This window comes from Hymenobacter coalescens, assembly GCF_054783195.1.
The window spans coordinates 157,550-177,001 of record NZ_BAAGRA010000003.1 but is presented as its reverse complement, the minus strand read 5'-3'; the positions used below and the strand labels follow the sequence as shown (position 1 = coordinate 177,001).

The window sequence follows — 19,452 nt, the reverse complement described above, 5'->3', positions numbered from 1 at the left end:
CCTGGGTGGGGCACCCGAGCCCGGTCGACGCCGATTTTTTCCGTTGCACGCCGTCGCCAAACCTCGGACCTTTGCGGTTCCGATTTCCCATTCTTTCCTCTGCCATGTTTTCGATTCGTCGCCGCGCGGTGCTGGCCGCTGCGCTCCTCGTTACCGCTCCCTCGCTGCTGCTGGCCTGGGGCAACTGGGGGCACCAGCGCATCAACCGCGCTGCGGTGCTGGCCCTGCCCGCGCCCATGCGCACGTTCTTCTACAACCACATCGACTTTGTGGTCACGGAGGCCGTGATTCCCGACTCGCGCAAGTACACCATCAACGACAAGGCCGAGTTTCCGCGCCACTTCATCGACCTGGAGGACTACGGCACCCTCAGCGAGGTGCCGCTCGTGGCGGCCGATGCCTACGCCAAATACGACGCGGCCACCCTGGACAAGCAGGGCCGCCTGCCCTGGTACCTGCAGGACATGCTCGCCAAACTGACCACGGCCATGAAGAATCAGCGGAAGGACGAAATCCTCTTCCTGGCCGCCGACATGGGCCATTACTTCGGCGACGCTACCCAGCCGCTGCACACTTCCTCCAACCACGACGGCCAGAAAACCGGGCAAAAGGGCATCCACGCTTTCTTCGAGTCGCAGACGGTGGAGCAGTTCGGGCCGACCTACCACTTCAAGCTCGCCGAGCCGAAGCTGATTCAGGACCCGGTGGCCGAAATCTGGCGCATCATCCGCCAGAGCCACGCCGCCGCCGATACCCTGCTGGCCGCCGAGAAGCTGGCCGCCGCCGAGGTGCCGGCCGCCCAGGTGTACGTAATGGCCGGCGACAAACCGCGCAAGAACATGTTCAACAGCTCCTACCACACTCCGGCCTACACGGCCGCCTACCACAAGGCGCTGAACGGCTTGGTGCAGCGGCAGCTGCGCGTGGCGGCCCAGGCCACGGCCAACTTCTGGTATACGGCCTGGGTCAACGCCGGCAAGCCCGACCTCACGAAGCTCGACACGGAGTACACCACCAAGAGCAACGCCAAGAACCTGAAGGCCGAGCTGAAGCTGCTGGAGAAAGGCAAAATGGTGGACTTTTCCTCGTTCACGGAGTTTCCGAAGTAAGCCGGTTCTTCGCTCAAAACGCAAGCCCCGCTGCAGCCAACCGGCACCGCAGCGGGGCTTGCGTTTTCGGGGCGGCCCCGGGCAGGCCTCAGGCCCGGGCAAGCGCCCACCCCAGCACGCCCAGCGCCATGACGTACAGCGCCCCGGGCAGGATCAGAAACCACCACCGGGCCTTGCGCGGCGCGGCATCGGTGACCGTGACCACACCACAGTAGCTGACGTACACCGAGTAAAACATGAAAAACAGCATAACCGCGCTGCCCACGCCCTCGGTGGTGGAAAAGTCGTCTTCGACGCCGTAGGGTCGCGGCAGCAGGAAAGTAGCCAGCAGCGCGTTCAGCACGTATGCGGCGCTACCCACCACGCTCGAATACAGGTAAAGCTGACGGGCGAGGGGCAGGTTGCTGCGGGCGCCGGACCAGCGCAGGCGCACGTCGTAAAACCAGCCGGCCACCAGATAGGCTAGGTAGCCCCCCAGCACCCCGGCCAACACCGCGACCGTCCAGTAGCTGGGCCAGTGGTTCAGCCACTCGACCTGCTCCAGACGTCCTCCCAGGTCAGCCTTGGTCAGCTGCTTATCGGCCCGCTCCACCCCGTGCCCCATGCCGTAGAGCAGGATGGCCAGGATAAAGTAAGGTGGGCGGTCCGTCTCGACGAGGTAACCGCGAAAAAACGCGCGGGGCCGCAGGTACAGGGCCGACCAGAACGGCAGGAATCGAACGGAGTCGATAGACATAAAGAGAGTGAATAGGGCCCGCGGGGCTTGGCCAGGAAAAATACCCGCCAAGCTACCCGCTGGCATCGGCTTCAGCAATAAAAAACAACGGGCAGAAGCCGATGCTCCTGCCCGCTGCGGGTCAAACCCTTATTCCCTTGGTCCTTCCCTACAGCAGCTCCACGCCCGTGCCCAGCAGTTCGGCGCGCACGGCCTCGGGCCAGATGCTCACCTGCACCTGGCCGATGTGCGTCTTGCGCAGCATGAACATCGTCACGCGCGACTGGCCGATGCCGCCGCCGATGCTTTCGGTCAGCTGCCCGTCGAGCAGCATTTTGTGGAAGGGCAGTTCGGCGCGCTCGGAGCAGCCGCGCACGTCCAGCTGCCGGCGCAGGGCCGCCTGGTCGACGCGGATGCCCATGGACGACACCTCAAAGGCCGTGTGCAGGCCGGGGTGCCAGAGCAGGATGTCGCCGTTCAGGCCACAGCGGCCGGCGGCGGTTTCGGTGCTCCAGTCGTCGTAGTCGGGGGCGCGGCCGTCGTGGCTCTGCCCGTGGCTCAGCTCGCCGCCGATGCCGATGAGAAACACGGCGCCGTACGCGCGGGCGGCTTCGGTTTCGCGCTGCTTCACCGTCAACTCGGGGTAGCGCTGCAGCAGGTCCTCGGCGTGGATAAACGTGATTTGCGCGGGCAGAATCGGCGTGATGTCGGGGTACTCCTCGGCCACGCGCAGCTCGGTGGTGCGCAGCGCGTCGTAGATTTTCGTCACCGTTTCCTGCAGGAAGGCTACGGTGCGCTGCTCGGGCCGGATGTGCTTTTCCCAATCCCACTGGTCCACGTAAATGGAGTGGATCGGCGAGTAATCCTCGTCGGGGCGCAGGGCGCGCATGTCGGTGAGGATGCCGCGGCCGGCCGGAATGCCCAGTTCGGTGAGGCGCAGACGCTTCCACTTGGCCAGGGAGTGCACCACCACGGCGCGCCGCTCGTCCAGGGCCTTGACGGGGAACGATACAGGGCGCTCAATGCCGTTCAGATCATCGTTGATGCCGGTGCCGTCGAGCACGGCGATGGGCGACGAGACCTTGGTGAGCTGCAGCTGCCGGGCCAGCTCGCGGGCGAAGGTGTCCTTCACGAAGCCAATGGCTTCCTCGGTTTTGAGCAGCCCGACGGGGCTCAGGGTGTGGGCGGAGGCGGTGGCCGTTTCCATAATCAGGGGGCTTTTGTGTGTACGATGTAGGTGACTTGTTTTTTGAATTATGCCAAGCAAAGACAAGGCGGTGCCCGGCCGAAAAAACAATGGTTTTTTTCGGTGACGGAAACCCGGAAATGCGCGCGTAAGGGCGAAAAAAAAGCCTTCCGAAAATCGGAAGGCTGACGAAATCAATTCATGATTTTGAGTCTGTCGATCAGACCAATAGCCTTCCATCGCGGAACAGATTATTGTTCCGGTTTTGGTTATTGAGGCTGTTGGCGAAATGACGCATGCAGGTGCTTTTTGGGCGTTTCAGGAGCCAAAATAGAAACGTAAATTTACGCAGCAAAAATAATCAGCAAATAATTTTTCCAAGACAACCCCTTCGCGCCTACGCGGCGAACGGGAAATACCGCCATATGCATCCGTCGGCCCGGAATTCAGTCGACCAAGCTCCCGGCAGACCACTGCCGCACCCGATGGCTCGGTTGCGGCAGTGGAAAGGCCGTTGATGACCGACAGCGAAGCGGCGCTAGCCCTTCTTGGCGGCCTCGTAGCGCTTGCCGGCTTCGGTCCAGTTCACCACGTTCCAGAAGGCCTTCACGTAGTCGGGGCGCTTGTTCTGGTACTTCAGGTAATAGGCGTGCTCCCACACGTCGAGGCCGAGGATGGGCGTGCCGCGCTGAATGCCGGGCAGGTCCATCAGCGGGTTGTCCTGGTTCGGGGTGCTGGTAATGGCCAGCTTGCCGGCTTTGGGGTCGTGGATCAGCCAGGCCCAGCCGGAGCCGAACCGGCCGGTCGCGGCTTTGGTGAATTCCTCCGTGAACTTGTCGAAGGAGCCGAAGTCCTTGGTGATGGCGGCGGCCAGCTCGCCGGTGGGCTGCCCGCCACCCTTAGCGGCCAGCAGCTGCCAGAAAAACGAGTGGTTCCAGTGGCCGCCGGCGTTGTTGCGCACCGCGTCGGGCTGCTTGCCGGCCGAGGCCAGCAGCTGGGCCAGGCTCATCTTCTCCTCGGGTTTGCCCGCCACGGCCTCGTTCAGCTTCGACACGTAGGTTTTATGGTGCGCGTCGTGGTGAATTTCCATGGTGCGCGCGTCGATGTGCGGTTCCAGCGCATTGAAGGCGTAGGGCAGCGGCGGCAGCGTAAAGGGGCCGTCGGCCAGGGGCGTGGCGCGGGCCTCGCGCAGCAGGCGTTCTTCGTGGGCGGCGGCCAGCACGGCCGGGCTGAGGAGGGCGCCGACCACCGTCAGCAGCCCGTTCTTCAGAAAATCACGCTTGAGCATGGGTGAAAGGATGAGGTAGTGAATGGATGAGTGCCGGGGCAAATACGCGAGAAATGACAAAACCGGCGCAGCCCCGCCCCCAACGGCCCACCCGCCGGCCCCCGAACGCCTTCCGGCCCGGCGGGTTTATCTGCCCGAAAGGCCACGGCCGGGTCGTCACGTCTTGACGACCCGGCCGTGGCCTTTCGGGAACGGGTGTGCTGCCGGCGCGGCAACCGGGCTATTCGGCCAGGGGCGCCGCGTCGTCTTCCTGCTCGGGCGGGGTGTGCCCCAGTTCGAGCACCACGTTGCGCACGGACGGGTCGAGGTAATCCGGCAGTTTGGACGGGTCGAGCAGACGCAGCAGGCGCAGGTACTTGGCGCGGCCTTCCTCCAGCATGTGCGGGGGCACTTCAAATACGAACAGGTGGTGGGGCGGCTGCTTCTGCACGCCCACCAAGATGAAGCGGTCGGCCCGCAAGGCATCGAGGTAGAAGGCCGCCTGCCGGTCGTAGTCGTAGCCCGAGCACTGGGCCACGAAGTGATGGTAGTCGCGGGCCAGCGTGGTTTTGAAGTCGATGACCGTGTAGGGCTGGCCGGGTACGTCCACCACCAGGTCGGCGCGCAGCTTGCACATGGTGCCGGTGATGGGCTCGGTGAAGATGCAGCTGGGCTCGGCCACGCCCTGCTCAAGCATCTCGCGCAGGTCGTCGCGCAGGCGCACGCCCTCCACCAGCCACCACACCAGCGTATCGTTGACGGCCGGGTAGGCGGGCACGTACTGCTCGGGCTCCAGCAGGGCCGTGTGGAAAGCCGTGCCGAAGCTCAGCGCCCCGGACGACCCGCCCGACTCGCGCCGCGGCCGGCCGTTCAACGCGTCGCGCAGCTTGGACAGGTCGGAGTTGGCAATGGCGGGCAGGGCGCGGTAGTCGTCGTATGACAGGCGCAGCAGGTCGGGGCGGCGCCAGGGTGCAGGCGGGGTGGAGTCGGGCATAGCGTACCGCAATGTACTACGACGGCGCCAGCCGGGTTGTGAGGCGCGGCGCCGGGCCGACCGCGGTTGGCGGATAAGCCGCAACTTTGCGGCGCCGTTGGCCGCAAACCGGTTTGGCCGGCCGGCGCCGGCAGCCCTTACGTTTTACACTTATGATTCATCTGATTGGCCTCGCGGGCAAGCGCGGCAGCGGCAAGGACACCGTAGCCCGCCTCATCCAGGAGCTGCAGCCCGCGCGCGCCTGGCAGGTCCGCTCCTTCGGCGACGCCATCAAGGGCGTGTGCGCCGTGCTCAGCGGCGAATCCACCGCTCCGTACTACACCCAGCCGGGCAAGGCCGAGCTGCTGCCCACGTACGGCCTGACGCGCGGCGCGCTGCTGCAGCAAGTGGGCGCGGCCCTGCGCGCGTGGCGGGCCCCTGTCTGGATCGAAGCCCTGCTGGCCAACCTGCCGGCCGACGCGCCGGTGGTGGTGGCCGACCTGCGCTTTCCCGACGAGGCCGACGCGCTGCGCGCCCGCGGCGGGGTGGTCTGGCGCGTGGAGGGCGACCCGCGGCGGCAGCGCGGCGACGGCACCCGCGACGACAACCACCCCAGCGAAACCGCCCTCGACGCCTACCCGCACTACGACGCGGTGCTGCGCAACGACGGTTCGCTGGCGGAGCTGCGGGCGCAGGTGCAGCGGCTGATCGGCCCGGCGCAGTAGCCGCCCCGGCCAGCAGCAGCCCACGCGCCGGGCACCGGCCGAAAGCAGCCGAGTCAGGCGCGTGGGCTGCTGCTGAATAGGGGCCCGAGACGTGGCTACTTGCCAAAGCTGCGCACGTTGTAGCTGAAGCTGAGCATGAAGTACTGCGTGAGCACCCGGCTGCGCACGTCTTCCAGGTACGTATCGGTCACGTTGCGCACCACGCTGCGATTCTGCTTCAGCAGGTCGAAGGCCTGGAGCTTCAGCTCGCCCTGCTTGTTGCGGAACAGCTGCCGCACCAGGGCCACGTTCCAGAGCGCCACGCCCTGGTTGAAGCCCGCCGAGCGGCCCGCGTAGCGCGTCAGCCACAGGTCGGAGCTGACGACCCAGCGCCCAGGCAGTTGGTAGTACACGTCGGCCTGCAGGGTATGCGTCCAGTAGGACGTGTTCTGCTGGGGCAGCAGGGAGTAGCGCGCATCGAGGTAAGTGGCGTTGGCCGAAAAGCCCAGCTCCAGCTGCTCGTTGAAGGCCGTGTTGACGCTCAGGCCCTGGCCCAGGCTCCAGTTGCGGGCCTGGTTCCACCGCTCGTTCACCAGGCTCCGGCCCTGCGTAAAGGCGCCGTTGGTGGTCAGGTTCACGTTGAGCTTGTGCCAGCCCAGGCGCTGCCCCAGCGACAAAAAGCCGGTGAGGTTGCGGTAGCCATTGGCGTTGATGGGCCGCGTGGTTTGCACCCCCGCCGCGTCGATGGTGGTGGCCGACACGATGCGGTCCTGGGCGGCCGTGCCCGCCAGCAGTCCGAACACGCTGCGGTTGTTCACGGCGTTGAACTGGTTGTAGGTGGCCGTCAGGGCGTGGTAGTACTCAGGGCGCAGGCCGGGGTTGCCCAGGCGCACGTTGAGCGGGTTGGTGTTGTCGGCCACGGGCTGCAGCTGCGGGGCCGTGGGCGCCTGCAGGCGGGTGCGGTAGTTCAGGCGCAGGGTGCGGCCGCGCGAGCCGTTCAGCGTAAACATGGCGTTGGGCAGCAGCGTGTGGAAGCGGCGCGTCCAGCTGGTATCGGCGCTCTGGTCGTTCACGCGCAGCGCCGACTGCTGCCCGTCGAGGCCTAGCCCGTAGGTGTAGCGCAGGCGGCGCGTCTGCCAGCTCAGGCCCGCGCGGTGGGCCGCAAAGCCGCTGCCGAAGCGGTTGCTCAGCGCCGCGTTGGGCCGGTCGTAGCCGCCGGTGGCTTCGTCCCAGTCCGCCACGTCGCGCTGGCCGCGGCTGCGGGTGTCGGCGGCGTTGTAGTGGAATTCCAACTTCTGCTGCAGGCTCAGCGGCTCCACGTAGGCCAGGTTCAGCGACTGGGTGCGGGCCGGATACGCTTGCGCGATGCGCTGGTCGAGCAGGCTGGTGCGCGGCGTGCCGTCCGGGGCATAGAAAGTGTTGGTGGCCTGGTTAATAGCCGTGCCGTCCTGGTCGTTGACCACCGCGCTCAGGTTGGCCGAGAACGTGCGCCCGGCCTTGGCAAACTTGCGCATCAGCAGCAGGTTGCCGTTGGCCCAGAGGTTGTCGGCCCCGGCGTCGTAGCGGCTCTGGCTTTGGTTGAGCCGGCGCCCGCCGAGGCTGGTTTGCTGCTGGCTGGTGCGCCGCTGCTCGGTGCTGAGCCACCATAGCGCCGGCGTAAAGCGCAGCGAGGTAAGCGTATCGAGGCGGTAATCGAGGCGGAAGTTCAGGCGCTGGCTGACCGTCTGCGTGCGCGCCGCGGCGCTTTGATCGGTCACGAGGGCCGGGGCGGCTTCGTCGGCGGCGCCGCGGGCGCCGGCCACGTTCTCGCGGCGGCTGAGCTGCTCGGCGCGCACCGTGGTGCGGCTGGCCAGGTAGCTGGTGGCCACTTCGGTGCGCCGGCCCCAGGCGTCGCGGTAGTTCAGCCCGCCCGCCAACGACTCGGTGATGCTGCTGGGCTGGTTGTTGGTGGCCGGGGCTTGGGCGCGCCCGCCGCTTCCGCCGCGCCCGCCCTGCACCATGACGGGCCCGCCGCCGCCGGGGCCGCCCACGCCGCCGAAGCCACCGGGCAGAGCCTCGGCGCCCGCGCGCGGCCCGCCGCTCACGTCGCCGGCGGCCGGACCGCCGTTGTCGGTGAAGCCCAACTCGTTCACGTTATTGGCCTGCCCCAGCGCCGAAATCTGACGGCCGTTGTTGAAGCGGTTCAGGCCCAGCTGCGCGCGGTAGCGCCCGTCGGTGCCGGCGCCCAGGCTTTCGGTGCCGAAATAGCCCTTGCGCTTGTCGCGGCGGGTTATCAGGTTGATGGTGCGCTGCTGCTGGCCGTCGTCGATGCCCGAAAACGCGGCTTGGTCGCTCTGCTGGTTGAACAGTTGCACCTGGTCGATGATGTCGGCCGGCAGGTTGCGCGTGGCCACCTTGGGGTCGTCGCCGAAGAAGGGCTTGCCGTCGACGAGCACGCGGCTCACCGTCTGGCCCTGCGCCCGGATCGTGCCGTCGCGGTCGACCTGCACGCCGGGCAGCTTCTTGAGCAGGCTTTCCACGGCGGCGTTGGGCTGGGTTTTGAAGGCGCGGGCACTGAACGCCACCGTGTCGCCCTGCACCGAAACGGGGGCGCGCTCCTGCTGAATCACCACTTCGCCCAGCGTGTGCGCGGTGGCCCGCAGGCGCACCGGGCCCAGGTGCAGAGCCGGCTGCGCGGCCGTCAGGCTCAGCGGCAGCAGCTTGCTTTGGTAGCCCAGAAAAGTCACCAGCAGCAAGTAGCGGCCCGGCGCCACGCCACGTAGGGCGAAGTGCCCGTCGCCGTCGGTGATGGTGAAGGTCAGGTACGACGAGTCACGGGCTGCGAGCAGGGAGACGGAGGCCTCGCGCAGCAGCTTGCCGCTGGCCGAATCGGCCACGGTGCCTTGCACCAGGCCGCTGGCCGGAGGTGCCGGTTGCTGGGCCCGGGCGGCAGTGCCCCAGCCGAGGCAGCCGCACAAGAAGAAGAGAAGGAATAAGGAGAAGCGCATAGGGGCAGCGGGCTACGCCGCGGCGGCCCTCCGCGCAGAGCAGGGAAACCGGCCGGTCCTGGCCCGTGGCTGCCAGTCGCACGCAGCACGGAGCCATGGCCCGGCGTCGGACCCTGCTCTGGGGAAGACGGCGCCGCTGGCAGGGCAGCGTTAGTTATTGGAGCCGGGGGTGCTCAGGTTGTCCATCATGCGCTGGCGGAAGTCGGCGCGGGCTTTCTCGCGTAGGTCCTGCAGCTGGGCCAACGTCACGGATTGGGCTGCGCCGCTGGGGCGCACGTCGGCCGCTTGCACGGGGGCTTTCAGGTCCACCTTGCTGGCCCGAAACTGCTCGCCGGAGCCTTCCACGGCCAGCACCACGCCCTTGTCAGGCATCAGCTCGCGGATGGGCGAGTAGGTAAACGGCAGCTCGGTGGTCACCCACACCGTGTAGGTTTCCTGGCGGTAGGGCACGGTAGCCTTGCGGCAGGTGTAGCCGGCAATTTTCTTGGTCTGGTCGGTGAGCTGCCAGCCCTGGGCCGGGCCGAAGGGCGCGTCGGCGCGGTAGGTGGTCGTTTGCTCGTCTTTCTTGACGGTGAGCTGGGTGGCGTAGGTGCGCTCCTTCAGGTTGAGGTACACCGTTTCCTCGAAGGGGCTGCCGAGCGAACGGGTTTCGGGGGCCAGGCCCGGGCCGCCCATTACAGTGCGCGTGGCGCCGCCGCCTTCCTGGGTTTCGCGGGCGTAGTCGCCGGCGAAACTCAGCGTCTGGCTGAAGGTGCGCACGTCGGGAATGTCGGTGGGAAAGTCGGGGGAGCCGGGGCGCACCTGCTGGCCGTTGACCATCACGCGCAGCTGGCTCGGGTCGATGCGGCGGGAAACTTCGTAGCTGATGCGGCCGGCGGCCTGGGCGCGCAGGTGGCTGACGATGCTGAGGCCCGTGACGAGCAGCAGGGCCAGCAACAGAATGGTGAGCAGCTTTTTCATGGCGGGGGCTTGGAGAGGTTAGCGTGGAGTTGACGCTTGCAAAGCACCGCCATGGGCTTGTAAAGCACTGTTATCTTGTGTTAAAGAACGTTAACGGCACCCGGCGCCGGTCCGGCAGGCTGTATTTTCGCCTTGCACTCCTCTCCCGCCCCGCTCATGAAACGCCGCATCCGCTCCATCTTCTGGCTTTTGGCGGCCTGCATCCTGGGCATCAACGGCTTCCAGGCCTACTGGCTCTACAACACCTACCGGCTCACCGCCTCGCAGTTCGACCGCACCGCCCGCGAAGCCCTGCTGGCCGTGGTGCAGCGGCAGCTGCTTAGCGGGGCCCGGCAGCTGGCGCAGGGGCGGCCGGGGCCGGGCCGCGTCTTCGTGCGCGAGTTCAGCTCCGACGACAACGGTACGTTCAACCGCATCGTGGTGGTGCCCGGCGACAAACCCATCGACTCGCTCCGGCGGCCGCTGCGCACCACCACCATGCGGTTGACTACCCGGCCGGGCGCCCGCCGGCACGCTGCGGCCGACACGGCGGCGCGCCGGCTTTCGCGCATCATCATCGACGACTGGGCCGGCGCGCGGCGCGTGGATCTGCGCCAGCTCACGGCCGCGTACCAGGCCGAGCTGCGCCTGCGCGGCGTGGCGCCCGAGGCCGTGCTGGACACGCTCACCGTGCCCGTCGACAGCGCCTTCCTGCCCGCCAGCGGGCCCGGCCGGACCGCGCGGGCCGACTACCCGGTGCAGACGCCCCCGGTGCCGCTGAACCCGCTCCGCTCGCTGTACGTGCAGGCGTCATTGCCCGCGCCCACGTTCTTCATCCTGCGGCAGATGGGCGGGGTGCTGGCCGGCTCGGTGCTGCTGCTGGGCCTCACCACCGGCTGCTTCGGCTTGATGCTGAGCACGATTCTGCGCCAGAAAAAGCTCTCCGACGTCAAAAACGACTTCATCAACAACATGACCCACGAGCTGAAGACCCCGCTGGCCACGGTGTCGGCCGCGGTGGAGGCCCTGCAGCACTTCGGCGCGCTCCACGACCCGCAGCGGGCACAGACGTACCTGAGCATTTCGCAGCGCGAGCTGCAGCGGCTGTCGGATCTGGTGGAGAAGGTGCTGAACATCGCCGTGGAAGAGCAGCAGGCCCTGGTTATCCGCCCCGAGCCCGTACGGCCGGCCGAGCTGGTGCAGGAGCTGGTGGCCCGGCACCAGCTCAAGGCCCCCAAGCCGGTGCGCTTCGAGGTGGACATCGCGCCCACCGACTCGGTGCCGCTGGACCGGCTGCACGTGGCGGGCGTGCTCAACAACCTGATCGACAACGCCATCAATTACTCGCGTGAGCAGGTCACCATCGGCATCCGCGGCCGCCATGATGAAACCGGCTGGCGCCTCACCGTGCAGGACGACGGCATTGGCATTCCGAAAAGCTACCAGGAGGCCATCTTCGACCGCTTTTTCCGCGTGCCCACCGGCAACCTGCACCCCGTCAAGGGCTTCGGCCTGGGCCTGTACTACGTGCGGCAGGTGGTGGAGCGCCACGGCGGCCGCATCGCCGTGCGCAGCGAGCCGAACCGCGGCAGCGAGTTTTCGCTGTGGCTGCCGGTTTCTGGGTGATTAGGTGATTAGGTGATTAGGTGGAGGTCCGGTAGCCGTAATTAGGTTTCAACTAACCGCTATTCTTTGACTGTATGCAGCGTCGCAACAAACCGCACTATCGTCTTGATTGTTGGAAACGGTCTTTTGATTTTGTTCCGCTGGCTTATGCGCTGGCTGCTGGTTTCCCTGGTCACGAGAAATTTGAACTGGCTTCTCAACTGCGTCGGGCGGCTACTTCAGTGCCACTCAACATAGCCGAAGGCGCAGGGAGGCGTACGCCTAAAGAGTTTATAGCTTTCCTTATCAATGCCCGAGGTTCCTTGGCCGAGCTCGATACGATAATTCTGTTGGCTGAAAAGCTCAGCTATCTATCGGAAGACCAAACTTCTCAAGCCTTGCAAGAGCTTGACCACATCAGCGCGTTGGTGCAAGGGCTACTCAACCGACTTCAGACCTCCCCCTAATCACCTAATCACCTAATCACCTAATCACCGAAAGTGCCCTCCATTCTCCTCATCGAAGACGAGCCCGCGCTGGGCATGATCGTGAAAGACAGCCTGGAAGTACGCGGCTTCACGGTGCGCTACGCCGCCGACGGGCAGCAGGGCCTGGCGCTGTTTCGCGAAGAGTGCCCCGACATCGTGGTGGCCGACGTGATGATGCCGCACCTCGATGGCTTCTCGCTGGCCGAGCTCATCCGCCGCGACAACCAGCTGGTGCCCATCATCTTCCTGACGGCCCGCTCGCAGCCCGCCGACGTGGTGCGCGGCTTTGAGCTGGGCGCCAACGACTACCTCAAGAAGCCCTTCAGCATGGACGAGCTGATCGTGCGCATCCGGGCCCGGCTGGGGCAGCCCGCCCCGGCGCCGGCGCCCCCCGCCGGCGTGCTCCGCATCGGCCAGTACCAGTTCGACCACCCCCGGCAGCGGTTGCACTGGCAGGGCCGTGAGGAGGCCCTGACGCACCGCGAAGCCGAGCTGCTCAAGCGCCTCTACGACCAGCGTAACCAGGTGCTGGAGCGCGCCGACGTGCTCCGGGAGCTGTGGGGCGACGACAACTTTTTCAACGGCCGCAGCCTCGACGTGTTCGTCACCCGCCTGCGCCGCTACCTGAAAGACGACCCCCAGGTGCAGATTGTGAACGTACGGGGCATCGGCTACAAGCTGCTGCTGTAGCTGAGCCGACGCACATCCACGCTAAATGGTGAGCGTACGAAACCCGATTTATTATTTAACTTTTTTATTAAAAAACTTAACTATTACCATAGTAATCTTTATTATTGGCCTCCCTACCTCGCGGTAGTGGAGGCACCATCGAGCTTATGCAATGACGGGTGCCCTGGCTTTTCGGTGGCCCACCGCGCTTTCCACCCTCGTGCGCTGGGGCTTTTCAGGCTTACCGCCTATGAGCGTTGCCGGAGCCGCCTTAACTGTGCGGGCCCGGCAGCACCTGCCTACGCCCATTGCTTTCACCTGAGGTCTTCGTGATGTCGATTCCTGTGCTGTCGTGCGCTGGCTGCCTGCTGGGCAGCGGCCTGTTGCTGTCTTTGCCGACGCTGGCCCAACCTACCGTATCGGCCCTTTCGCCCACCGCCAACCTGCGCAACGCCATGCCCACCAGCGCCGTGCGTGTCACCTTCAGCCGGGCCATCAGTGCCGGCAGCGTTGCCGGCCTGCAGGTATTCAGCAGTATGCAGCGAGGCCTGTGCACCGGCCACGGAGCCGTCAACTCGGTATCTGGCAACCAACTGATCAGCACGCCCTCGTTTAGCTGGCAACCCGGCGAAACGGTGCAAGCCACCGTCACCACGGCCGTGCAGGACCAGGCGGGCCGGCCCATGGCTCAGCCCTACGTGTTTCAGTTTACAGCCGCCACGGGCGGCACGGGCCGCGGCAGCTTCGGGCTGCCCGTGTCTACGCCCGCGGGCCAGCCGGCCGGCGCCGCTCGTCCGCTGCTCGGCGACATGGACAACGACGGCGACCTGGACCTCGTCACGACCACCAGCGGCACCGCCACGACCTCGGGCCTGGTATCGGTACGGCTGAATGCCGGCAACGGCACGTTTGCGGGCGGCGGCGACTACCCCATCGGCCAGCTCGACGGCATTTTCACGGCCGTGGCCCTGGGCGACGTAGACAACGACGGGGACCTGGACCTGGTGAGTTACGCCTCCGGCGCCCAGGTGCGCGACGTAGCCATCGGGCTAAATAACGGTACCGGTGTTATCAGCCGCTCGACGGCGCCCGCGCCTACCGTCGGCCGGTTTACCACCCAGATGGTGCTGGGCGACGTGGACGGCGACGGCGACCAGGATTTGCTGTCGGGCAATAGTTTTCCCCAGGAGCTGTTGGTGCAGCTCAACAACGGCAGCGGCACGTTTACGGGCAATTACATCCTGTCGGGCGTGGGTCAAAACGTGGTGCTGGGCGACGTGGACAACGACGGGGACCTGGACGTGGTAGGGCCCAACAACAGCGCCAACCAGCTGGCGGTGCGGCTGAATACCGGCAACGGCACGTTTATGGGCGGCAGCGACTATGGCGTGGGCACTGGCCCGCACGAAGTACGCCTCGGCGACCTGGACGCCGACGGGGACCTGGACGCGGTGACGACCAATTTTCAGAACGGCACCGGCCAGACCGTGTCGGTACGGCTCAACAGCGGCACCGGGGTGTTTGGCGGCGGCGCGGACATCAACGTCGACACGGGCCCCGCGCAGCTGCGCCTGGCCGATCTGGATGCCGACGGCGACCTGGATCTGCTGACCTACAACCAAACCGCCAACACCACCACTGCCCTCTTCAACAACGGGGCGGCGGGCTTCGCGAGCAACGCCACCGCGGCGGCCAGCGGAGCCGGCCCGCTGCTGGCCGACCTCGACGGCGACCAGGACCTGGACCTGCTCACGCTTGCGCCCGGAGCCGGCGCAACCATCCTGCGCCTGAACCAGCCCGCCAGTACGTTACCCGTGGAGCTGGTAGCCTTTACGGCTCAGCGCCGGGGCGAAGCCGCCCACTTGCGCTGGACCACGGCGCAGGAAAAAAATAACCGGGGCTTCGTGGTGGAGGTGTCGGCCGACGGCCACGCCTTCCGGCGCTTGGGCTGGGTGCCGGGGCGGGGCAATGCCACCGCAGCCACGGACTATCAGTTTGACGATCCGGCCCTGCTGCGCCACGCGGCGCCCGTGGTATTCTACCGCCTGCGGCAGATTGACGAGGACGCGACCGAGCATCACAGCCCTGTGCAGGCCGTGTCGCTGGCGGCCGGCCAGCCGACGCTGCGTGCGGTGCCCAACCCCTTCCAGCACCAGCTGGCGGTGCAGGTGGCGCTGCCCCGGGCCGGGGCGGCGCAGCTTGTGGTGTACGATGCACTGGGCCGCGTGCGCCACACCCAAGCCTGCGAGCTGCCCGCCGGCGTCACCCGGCTCTCGCTACCGACGGCTCGCGAATGGCCCGCGGGACCTTACACGCTGCTGCTGCGCCAAGACGGCCAGCGCCAGGTAATCAAACTGCTTAAGGAATAAGACGCGGCGCCGACGTGCGCCGCCTTATCGACTGCCGGGTACCGCCATGAAGCCACCCACCAACAGACAGCTCGCTCAGGTCGGGTTAGCGGCCGCGTCGCGGCACTGGGCCTGCCGGGCCCGGCGCTGGCTGGCGCGGAGCGGCTTCGCCTGGCTACTGCTGGTGGCACGCACGGCACTTGCCCAGACCTCGCCGTACTACACCGTGAGCGTATCGCCGGCCGGGCCGCTGAACCTGTGCGCGGGCTCGGTGCAGACGCTCACGGCCACGGTCACGTCGCCGGGCTTCGCCCTGGGCGCGGGCTTCAACAGCACCGTGAAAGGGGTGGCCCTGCAGCCCGACGGTAAAATCGTGGCGGTCGGGCCCTTCAGTGCCTACGACGGCGCAGCGGTCCGCAACGTGGCCCGCCTGCTGCCGGACGGCCGCCTCGATACGGGCTTCAGCATTACCGGCACCGGCTTCAACGACGAGGTGAACAGCGTGGAGGTGCAGGCCGACGGCAAAATCCTGGTGCAGGGCTCCTTCACCAGCTACAACGGCGTGGCCTGCGAGCGGCTCGCGCGGCTTAACGCGGACGGCTCGCTGGACGGTTCGTTTTCCTGTACCGGCCTGAACCCGGGCGGCTTCATTTTCGGCGTGGCCCCGCAGGCGGATGGCAAGCTCATCATCTGGGGCACCTTCACCAGCTACCGGGGTACCCCGCGCAACTACATTGCTCGCCTGAACGCCGACGGTTCGCTCGACGCCTCCTTTGCCACGACCGGCACCGGGCTCGACAACGGCTTGAATACGGTGGCGCTGCAAGCCGACGGCAAGATTGTAGTAGCCGGCGCGTTTACCCAGTACAACGGCACGCCCCGGCCCAGCGTGGCCCGGCTCAACCCCGACGGCACGCTGGACGCCGCGTTTGCCCCCTCAAATACTGGCCTAACTACTTCTTTGCATACCCTGGCCGTGCAGCCCGACGGGCGCATCCTGGTTGCGGACCAGGGCACCATTGTGCGCTTCCACCCGGACGGCAGCCGCGACAACAGCTTTGGCCTGACGGGCACGGGCCTTAACAACTGGCCCACCGAGCTGGCGGTGCAGCCCGACGGCAAGCTGCTGGTGGGCGGGCAATTCACCAGCTACAACGGCACCCCGCGCCAGTACCTGGCCCGGCTCAACTCCGACGGCTCGCTGGACCCCAGCTTCGTCACGCCCGGCAGCGGCCTGAACAACATCGTGAACGACCTGCGGCTGCAGCCCGACGGCAAGGTGCTCGTGGCCGGCGGCTTCACCACGTTCAACGGCGCCAGCGCCAACCGCTTCGTGCGCCTTAACCCCGATGGCAGCCTGAACAGCGCCGCCGCGCCGCTCAGCGCCGCCGCGTTCGTCTGGAATACCGGCGCCACGACGCCCAGCATCACGGTGCGGGCGGGCGGCACGTACACGGTGACCGTGGTGGCGCTGGGCAGCAGCGTAACGGCGGCGCCCGTCGTGGTGACGCTCCCGGCCATTACGGGCATCACCCCCACGGTGGGCGGCCCCGGCACCCTCGTTACCCTGACGGGCACCGATTTGGGCGGTGTCACGACGGTAAGGATCGGCCCGGCCACCGCCACTTTCACCATCAATTCGCCCACGCAGATAACGGCCACGGTACCGAATACGATCAGCGGCCCGGTTATCATCAGCGCGGGCTGCGGCTCGGGCACGGGGCCGGTGGCATTTACGGTGCCCTCGGCGGGCGATTTGACTATTTCTTCGGCCACCGCGCTGCCAGCGGCCACCTACAACAACATAGACGTAACGAGCACCGGCACGCTGACGCTTACCGGCAACACCCAAGTAAGCGGCGTACTGACCGTGCAGCCCGGCGCCACGCTCAACACCAATTCCTTTGAGCTAAGCGGCACCGGCAGCTTCACGCTCGCGCCCGGCGCCACCCTGAACCTGACCAACGCCCAGGGCATCAGCGCCACCGGCCCCAGCGGTGCCGTGCAGGTGACGGGGCTGCGCTCCTTTTCGCCCGATGCCAACTACGTGTACAGCGGCACCACGGCGCAGGTGACCGGCCCGGGCCTGCCGGAGCAGGTTCGCTCCCTGACCACCAGCAACCCCGTCGGGCTCACACTTTCGGGCCCCACCGCCGTGGCACGGGTGCTGACCGTGGCCGGAGCCGGCGACCTGAACCTGAACGGACAGCCCTTGACGCTGCTTTCAACGGCGGCGAGCACGGCGTTGGTGGTCAACAGCGGCACCGGACAGGTGCGCGGCCCGGCCACCGTGCAGCGCGCCATCAGTCCCACAGCCAGCCCGGGCCGGGGCAGCCGCTATTACAGCACGCCCGTTGGCGGCGCCACGCTGGCAACGCTCGCCACGCCCGGCTTCGCGCCGGTGTTCAACCCGCTGTACAACAGCGCCCCGCAGCCGCTGAGCGTGGTGCCCCGGCCTACCGTACTCGGCTACGACCAGAGCCGGCTGGCCACGGTAACCAGCAACCTCACGCCGTTTCAGCAGGGCTACTTTTCGCCCGCTTCGGCCACCGAAAGCTGGGCGCCGGGCCGCGGATTCGCCGTGAGCATCCCCGCCACGGAAAAAGTGAGCTTCACCGGGACGCTTTCCACCGGCGACTACCCGTTGGCTTTGGCGCGCGGCACAGGCCCCAACGCGGCTTCGGCGGGCTGGCACCTGGTGGGCAACCCCTACCCGGCCCCGCTCGACTGGGAGCGGGTGCTGCCGGCGGACCGCCCCAACCTGGAGGCGGCCGTGTACGTGTTTGAAAGCACGGCTCCCGACAGCGGGGTGTACCGGAGCTACGTCAACGGGGTGGGCACGGCCGGGCCCGTGCTGCCGCTGGGGCAGGCGTTTTTCGTGCGCGTGCTGCAGGGCCAGACCAGCGGCGCGCTCGTGTTTCGCAACAGCCAGCGTGTGACCTCCTTCGACGTGCAGCCGCCGTTCAACCGGCAGCTGGACCTCCGGCCCCAGGTGCAGCTGAGCCTGCGCCACAACGGCGGCGGCGGAGGCGGCGGGGGCGGCGACGTGTTCAGCACCTACGTGGAGCGCAACGCCACGGCCGGTTTCGACGCCGACCTGGACGCCAGCAAAATCTTGAATACCACGCTAGTGAACCTAAGCGCGCCGACCAGCACCGGCGTTGAGCTGTCCATTCAGGGCCTGCCGGCCTTCGCCGATGGCACGGTGGTACCGCTGGTAGTGCGCGTGCCCGGGCCCGGCACCGGGCTGATCAGCCGGGAAGCTCTGCTTAACCTGCCCGCCAACCTGACGCCCTACCTGGAAGATGCCGCGGCGGGCCAGCAAATCAACTTGCTGCAGACGGCCAGCTACTCCTTCAACGTCACGGCCGCGCAGGCCGCCGGCCCCATTACCGGCCGCTTCAGCCTGCGCTTCCGCGGCCTGCCGCAAGCTGCCCGGCCGGGCTTCTGGCCCCCGGAGGCCGTCGTGCTACACCCCAACCCGGCCGATGAGCAGGCGCACGTGTGGGTGCCGGCCGTGCCCGGCACCAGCCGCGTGCACCTCACGCTCATCAACCAGCTGGGGCAGGTGGTGCGGCAACAGGAAATGCCGCTGGCAGCCACGGGCAGCTGGCTCACCGTCGACCTGCAGGGCCTGCGCAACGGCCTCTACACCCTGCGCCTGCGGGCCGGCCACGCCTTCGTTGCCAAGCGCCTGCTGATCCGGTAGGTCTTTGCCGGGAAGCGAAATACCCGCCTTTTATTGACCCTTACACCCGACCACCGATGCAACCGCTGCCCCCTTAGTCTTTGCCGCCTGTGCCGATTTCGGTCGCCCCGTTTTTCGCCGATTTTTCACCTCCGCTGCGGCAACTGCCCTGCAGCCTCCTCCACCGCATGACCGTACTGCTGTTTTCCGGACACCGCTTGGACTGGCAGGGTCTCGCTGAGGCTCGTTTCCCTCCTTCCCGGGTACCGGAAGTGCAGGTAAAAATCCGGTCGGTGCTGCAGCGGCTGGCCGCGCCGGCGCACCCTGTGCGCGCCGCCGTGGGCAGTTTGGCCGCTGGCGCCGATCTGCTGTTCGCGCACGAGTGCCTGCAGCTGCGCGTTCCGCTGCACGTGTGTTTGCCGTTTGGGCTGCCCGACTTCGTGCGCGTGTCCGTGGCCTACCCCAAAGCCGGCCCCGACCCGACGCCCTGGGAACAGCTGTTTGAGCAAGCCCTTCGCGCGGCGGCAACGGTTACCTACACCACCTGCACGGGCTACGAGCCGCAGTCCGACCAGTTTGCCCGCTGCAACCGCACGATGCTGCGCCAGGCCGTCACGCTGGCGGCCGGGGCCCACACCCACGTGCAGGCGGTGCTGTTTCTGCAGGCGCATCAGCCGCCCGAACCGGGCGGCAGCCGCGATTTTCTGCAGCTGCTGCACGCGCGCCGCATTCCCACGCTCAACCTCGGCACCAGTATCCTAACCCCTTCCTGAC

14 protein-coding genes are annotated in these 19,452 nt (G+C 67.0%); 8 read left to right on the top strand and 6 right to left on the bottom strand.

The window, feature by feature from the left end:
- Positions 1 to 104: 104 nt before the first annotated feature.
- Complete coding sequence (locus tag ACYVKQ_RS02830; protein WP_460575408.1) at positions 105 to 1,109, top strand: zinc dependent phospholipase C family protein; 1,005 nt, start codon at positions 105 to 107, stop codon at positions 1,107 to 1,109.
- Positions 1,110 to 1,197: 88 nt separating this feature from the next.
- On the opposite strand, the gene ACYVKQ_RS02825 is transcribed toward ACYVKQ_RS02830, so the two are convergent.
- The 4 genes from ACYVKQ_RS02825 to ACYVKQ_RS02810 all read right to left on the bottom strand — a co-directional run bounded on the left by ACYVKQ_RS02825 (position 1,198) and on the right by ACYVKQ_RS02810 (position 5,271).
- Entirely contained in the window at positions 1,198 to 1,845 is a 648-nt protein-coding gene (locus ACYVKQ_RS02825) for a YIP1 family protein (RefSeq protein ID WP_460575406.1), read from the bottom strand.
- A gap of 148 nt (positions 1,846 to 1,993) precedes the next feature.
- Positions 1,994 to 3,031, bottom strand: a complete 1,038-nt coding sequence (gene asnA / locus ACYVKQ_RS02820) for an aspartate--ammonia ligase (protein ID WP_460575404.1) — start codon at positions 3,029 to 3,031, stop codon at positions 1,994 to 1,996.
- Positions 3,032 to 3,548: 517 nt separating this feature from the next.
- On the bottom strand, positions 3,549 to 4,298 hold the full coding sequence (locus tag ACYVKQ_RS02815; protein WP_460575402.1) for a superoxide dismutase: 750 nt from the start codon (positions 4,296 to 4,298) through the stop codon (positions 3,549 to 3,551).
- Positions 4,299 to 4,518: 220 nt separating this feature from the next.
- Positions 4,519 to 5,271, bottom strand: coding sequence for a PD-(D/E)XK nuclease family protein (locus ACYVKQ_RS02810; RefSeq protein WP_460575401.1), 753 nt, complete (start codon positions 5,269 to 5,271; stop codon positions 4,519 to 4,521).
- A gap of 152 nt (positions 5,272 to 5,423) precedes the next feature.
- On the opposite strand from ACYVKQ_RS02810, the gene ACYVKQ_RS02805 reads away from it, so the two are divergent.
- Positions 5,424 to 5,975, top strand: a complete 552-nt coding sequence (locus tag ACYVKQ_RS02805) for a nucleoside/nucleotide kinase family protein (protein WP_460575399.1) — start codon at positions 5,424 to 5,426, stop codon at positions 5,973 to 5,975.
- A 95-nt stretch (positions 5,976 to 6,070) separates the two neighbouring features.
- On the opposite strand, the gene ACYVKQ_RS02800 is transcribed toward ACYVKQ_RS02805, so the two are convergent.
- Entirely contained in the window at positions 6,071 to 8,941 is a 2,871-nt protein-coding gene (locus tag ACYVKQ_RS02800) for an outer membrane beta-barrel protein (RefSeq protein ID WP_460575398.1), read from the bottom strand.
- 150 nt (positions 8,942 to 9,091) lie between these two features.
- Positions 9,092 to 9,901, bottom strand: coding sequence for a GLPGLI family protein (locus ACYVKQ_RS02795; protein WP_460575396.1), 810 nt, complete (start codon positions 9,899 to 9,901; stop codon positions 9,092 to 9,094).
- A gap of 156 nt (positions 9,902 to 10,057) precedes the next feature.
- On the opposite strand from ACYVKQ_RS02795, the gene ACYVKQ_RS02790 reads away from it, so the two are divergent.
- The 6 genes from ACYVKQ_RS02790 (at position 10,058) to ACYVKQ_RS02765 (ending at position 19,451) form a co-directional block, all read left to right on the top strand.
- The gene (locus ACYVKQ_RS02790; RefSeq protein ID WP_460575394.1) at positions 10,058 to 11,506 is read left to right on the top strand and encodes a sensor histidine kinase; all 1,449 of its coding nucleotides are present in this window, start codon (positions 10,058 to 10,060) and stop codon (positions 11,504 to 11,506) included.
- A gap of 74 nt (positions 11,507 to 11,580) precedes the next feature.
- Entirely contained in the window at positions 11,581 to 11,952 is a 372-nt protein-coding gene (locus ACYVKQ_RS02785) for a four helix bundle protein (RefSeq protein ID WP_460575392.1), read from the top strand.
- A gap of 33 nt (positions 11,953 to 11,985) precedes the next feature.
- Positions 11,986 to 12,663 (top strand): response regulator transcription factor, encoded by a 678-nt coding sequence (locus ACYVKQ_RS02780; protein ID WP_460575390.1) that lies wholly within the window; start codon positions 11,986 to 11,988, stop codon positions 12,661 to 12,663.
- Positions 12,664 to 12,974: 311 nt separating this feature from the next.
- The gene (locus ACYVKQ_RS02775) at positions 12,975 to 15,011 is read left to right on the top strand and encodes an FG-GAP-like repeat-containing protein (RefSeq protein WP_460575388.1); all 2,037 of its coding nucleotides are present in this window, start codon (positions 12,975 to 12,977) and stop codon (positions 15,009 to 15,011) included.
- A 46-nt stretch (positions 15,012 to 15,057) separates the two neighbouring features.
- Positions 15,058 to 18,699, top strand: a complete 3,642-nt coding sequence (locus tag ACYVKQ_RS02770; protein WP_460575386.1) for an IPT/TIG domain-containing protein — start codon at positions 15,058 to 15,060, stop codon at positions 18,697 to 18,699.
- Positions 18,700 to 18,866: 167 nt separating this feature from the next.
- Positions 18,867 to 19,451, top strand: a complete 585-nt coding sequence (locus ACYVKQ_RS02765) for a hypothetical protein (protein WP_460575384.1) — start codon at positions 18,867 to 18,869, stop codon at positions 19,449 to 19,451.
- The last annotated feature ends 1 nt before the right edge of the window (position 19,452 follow it).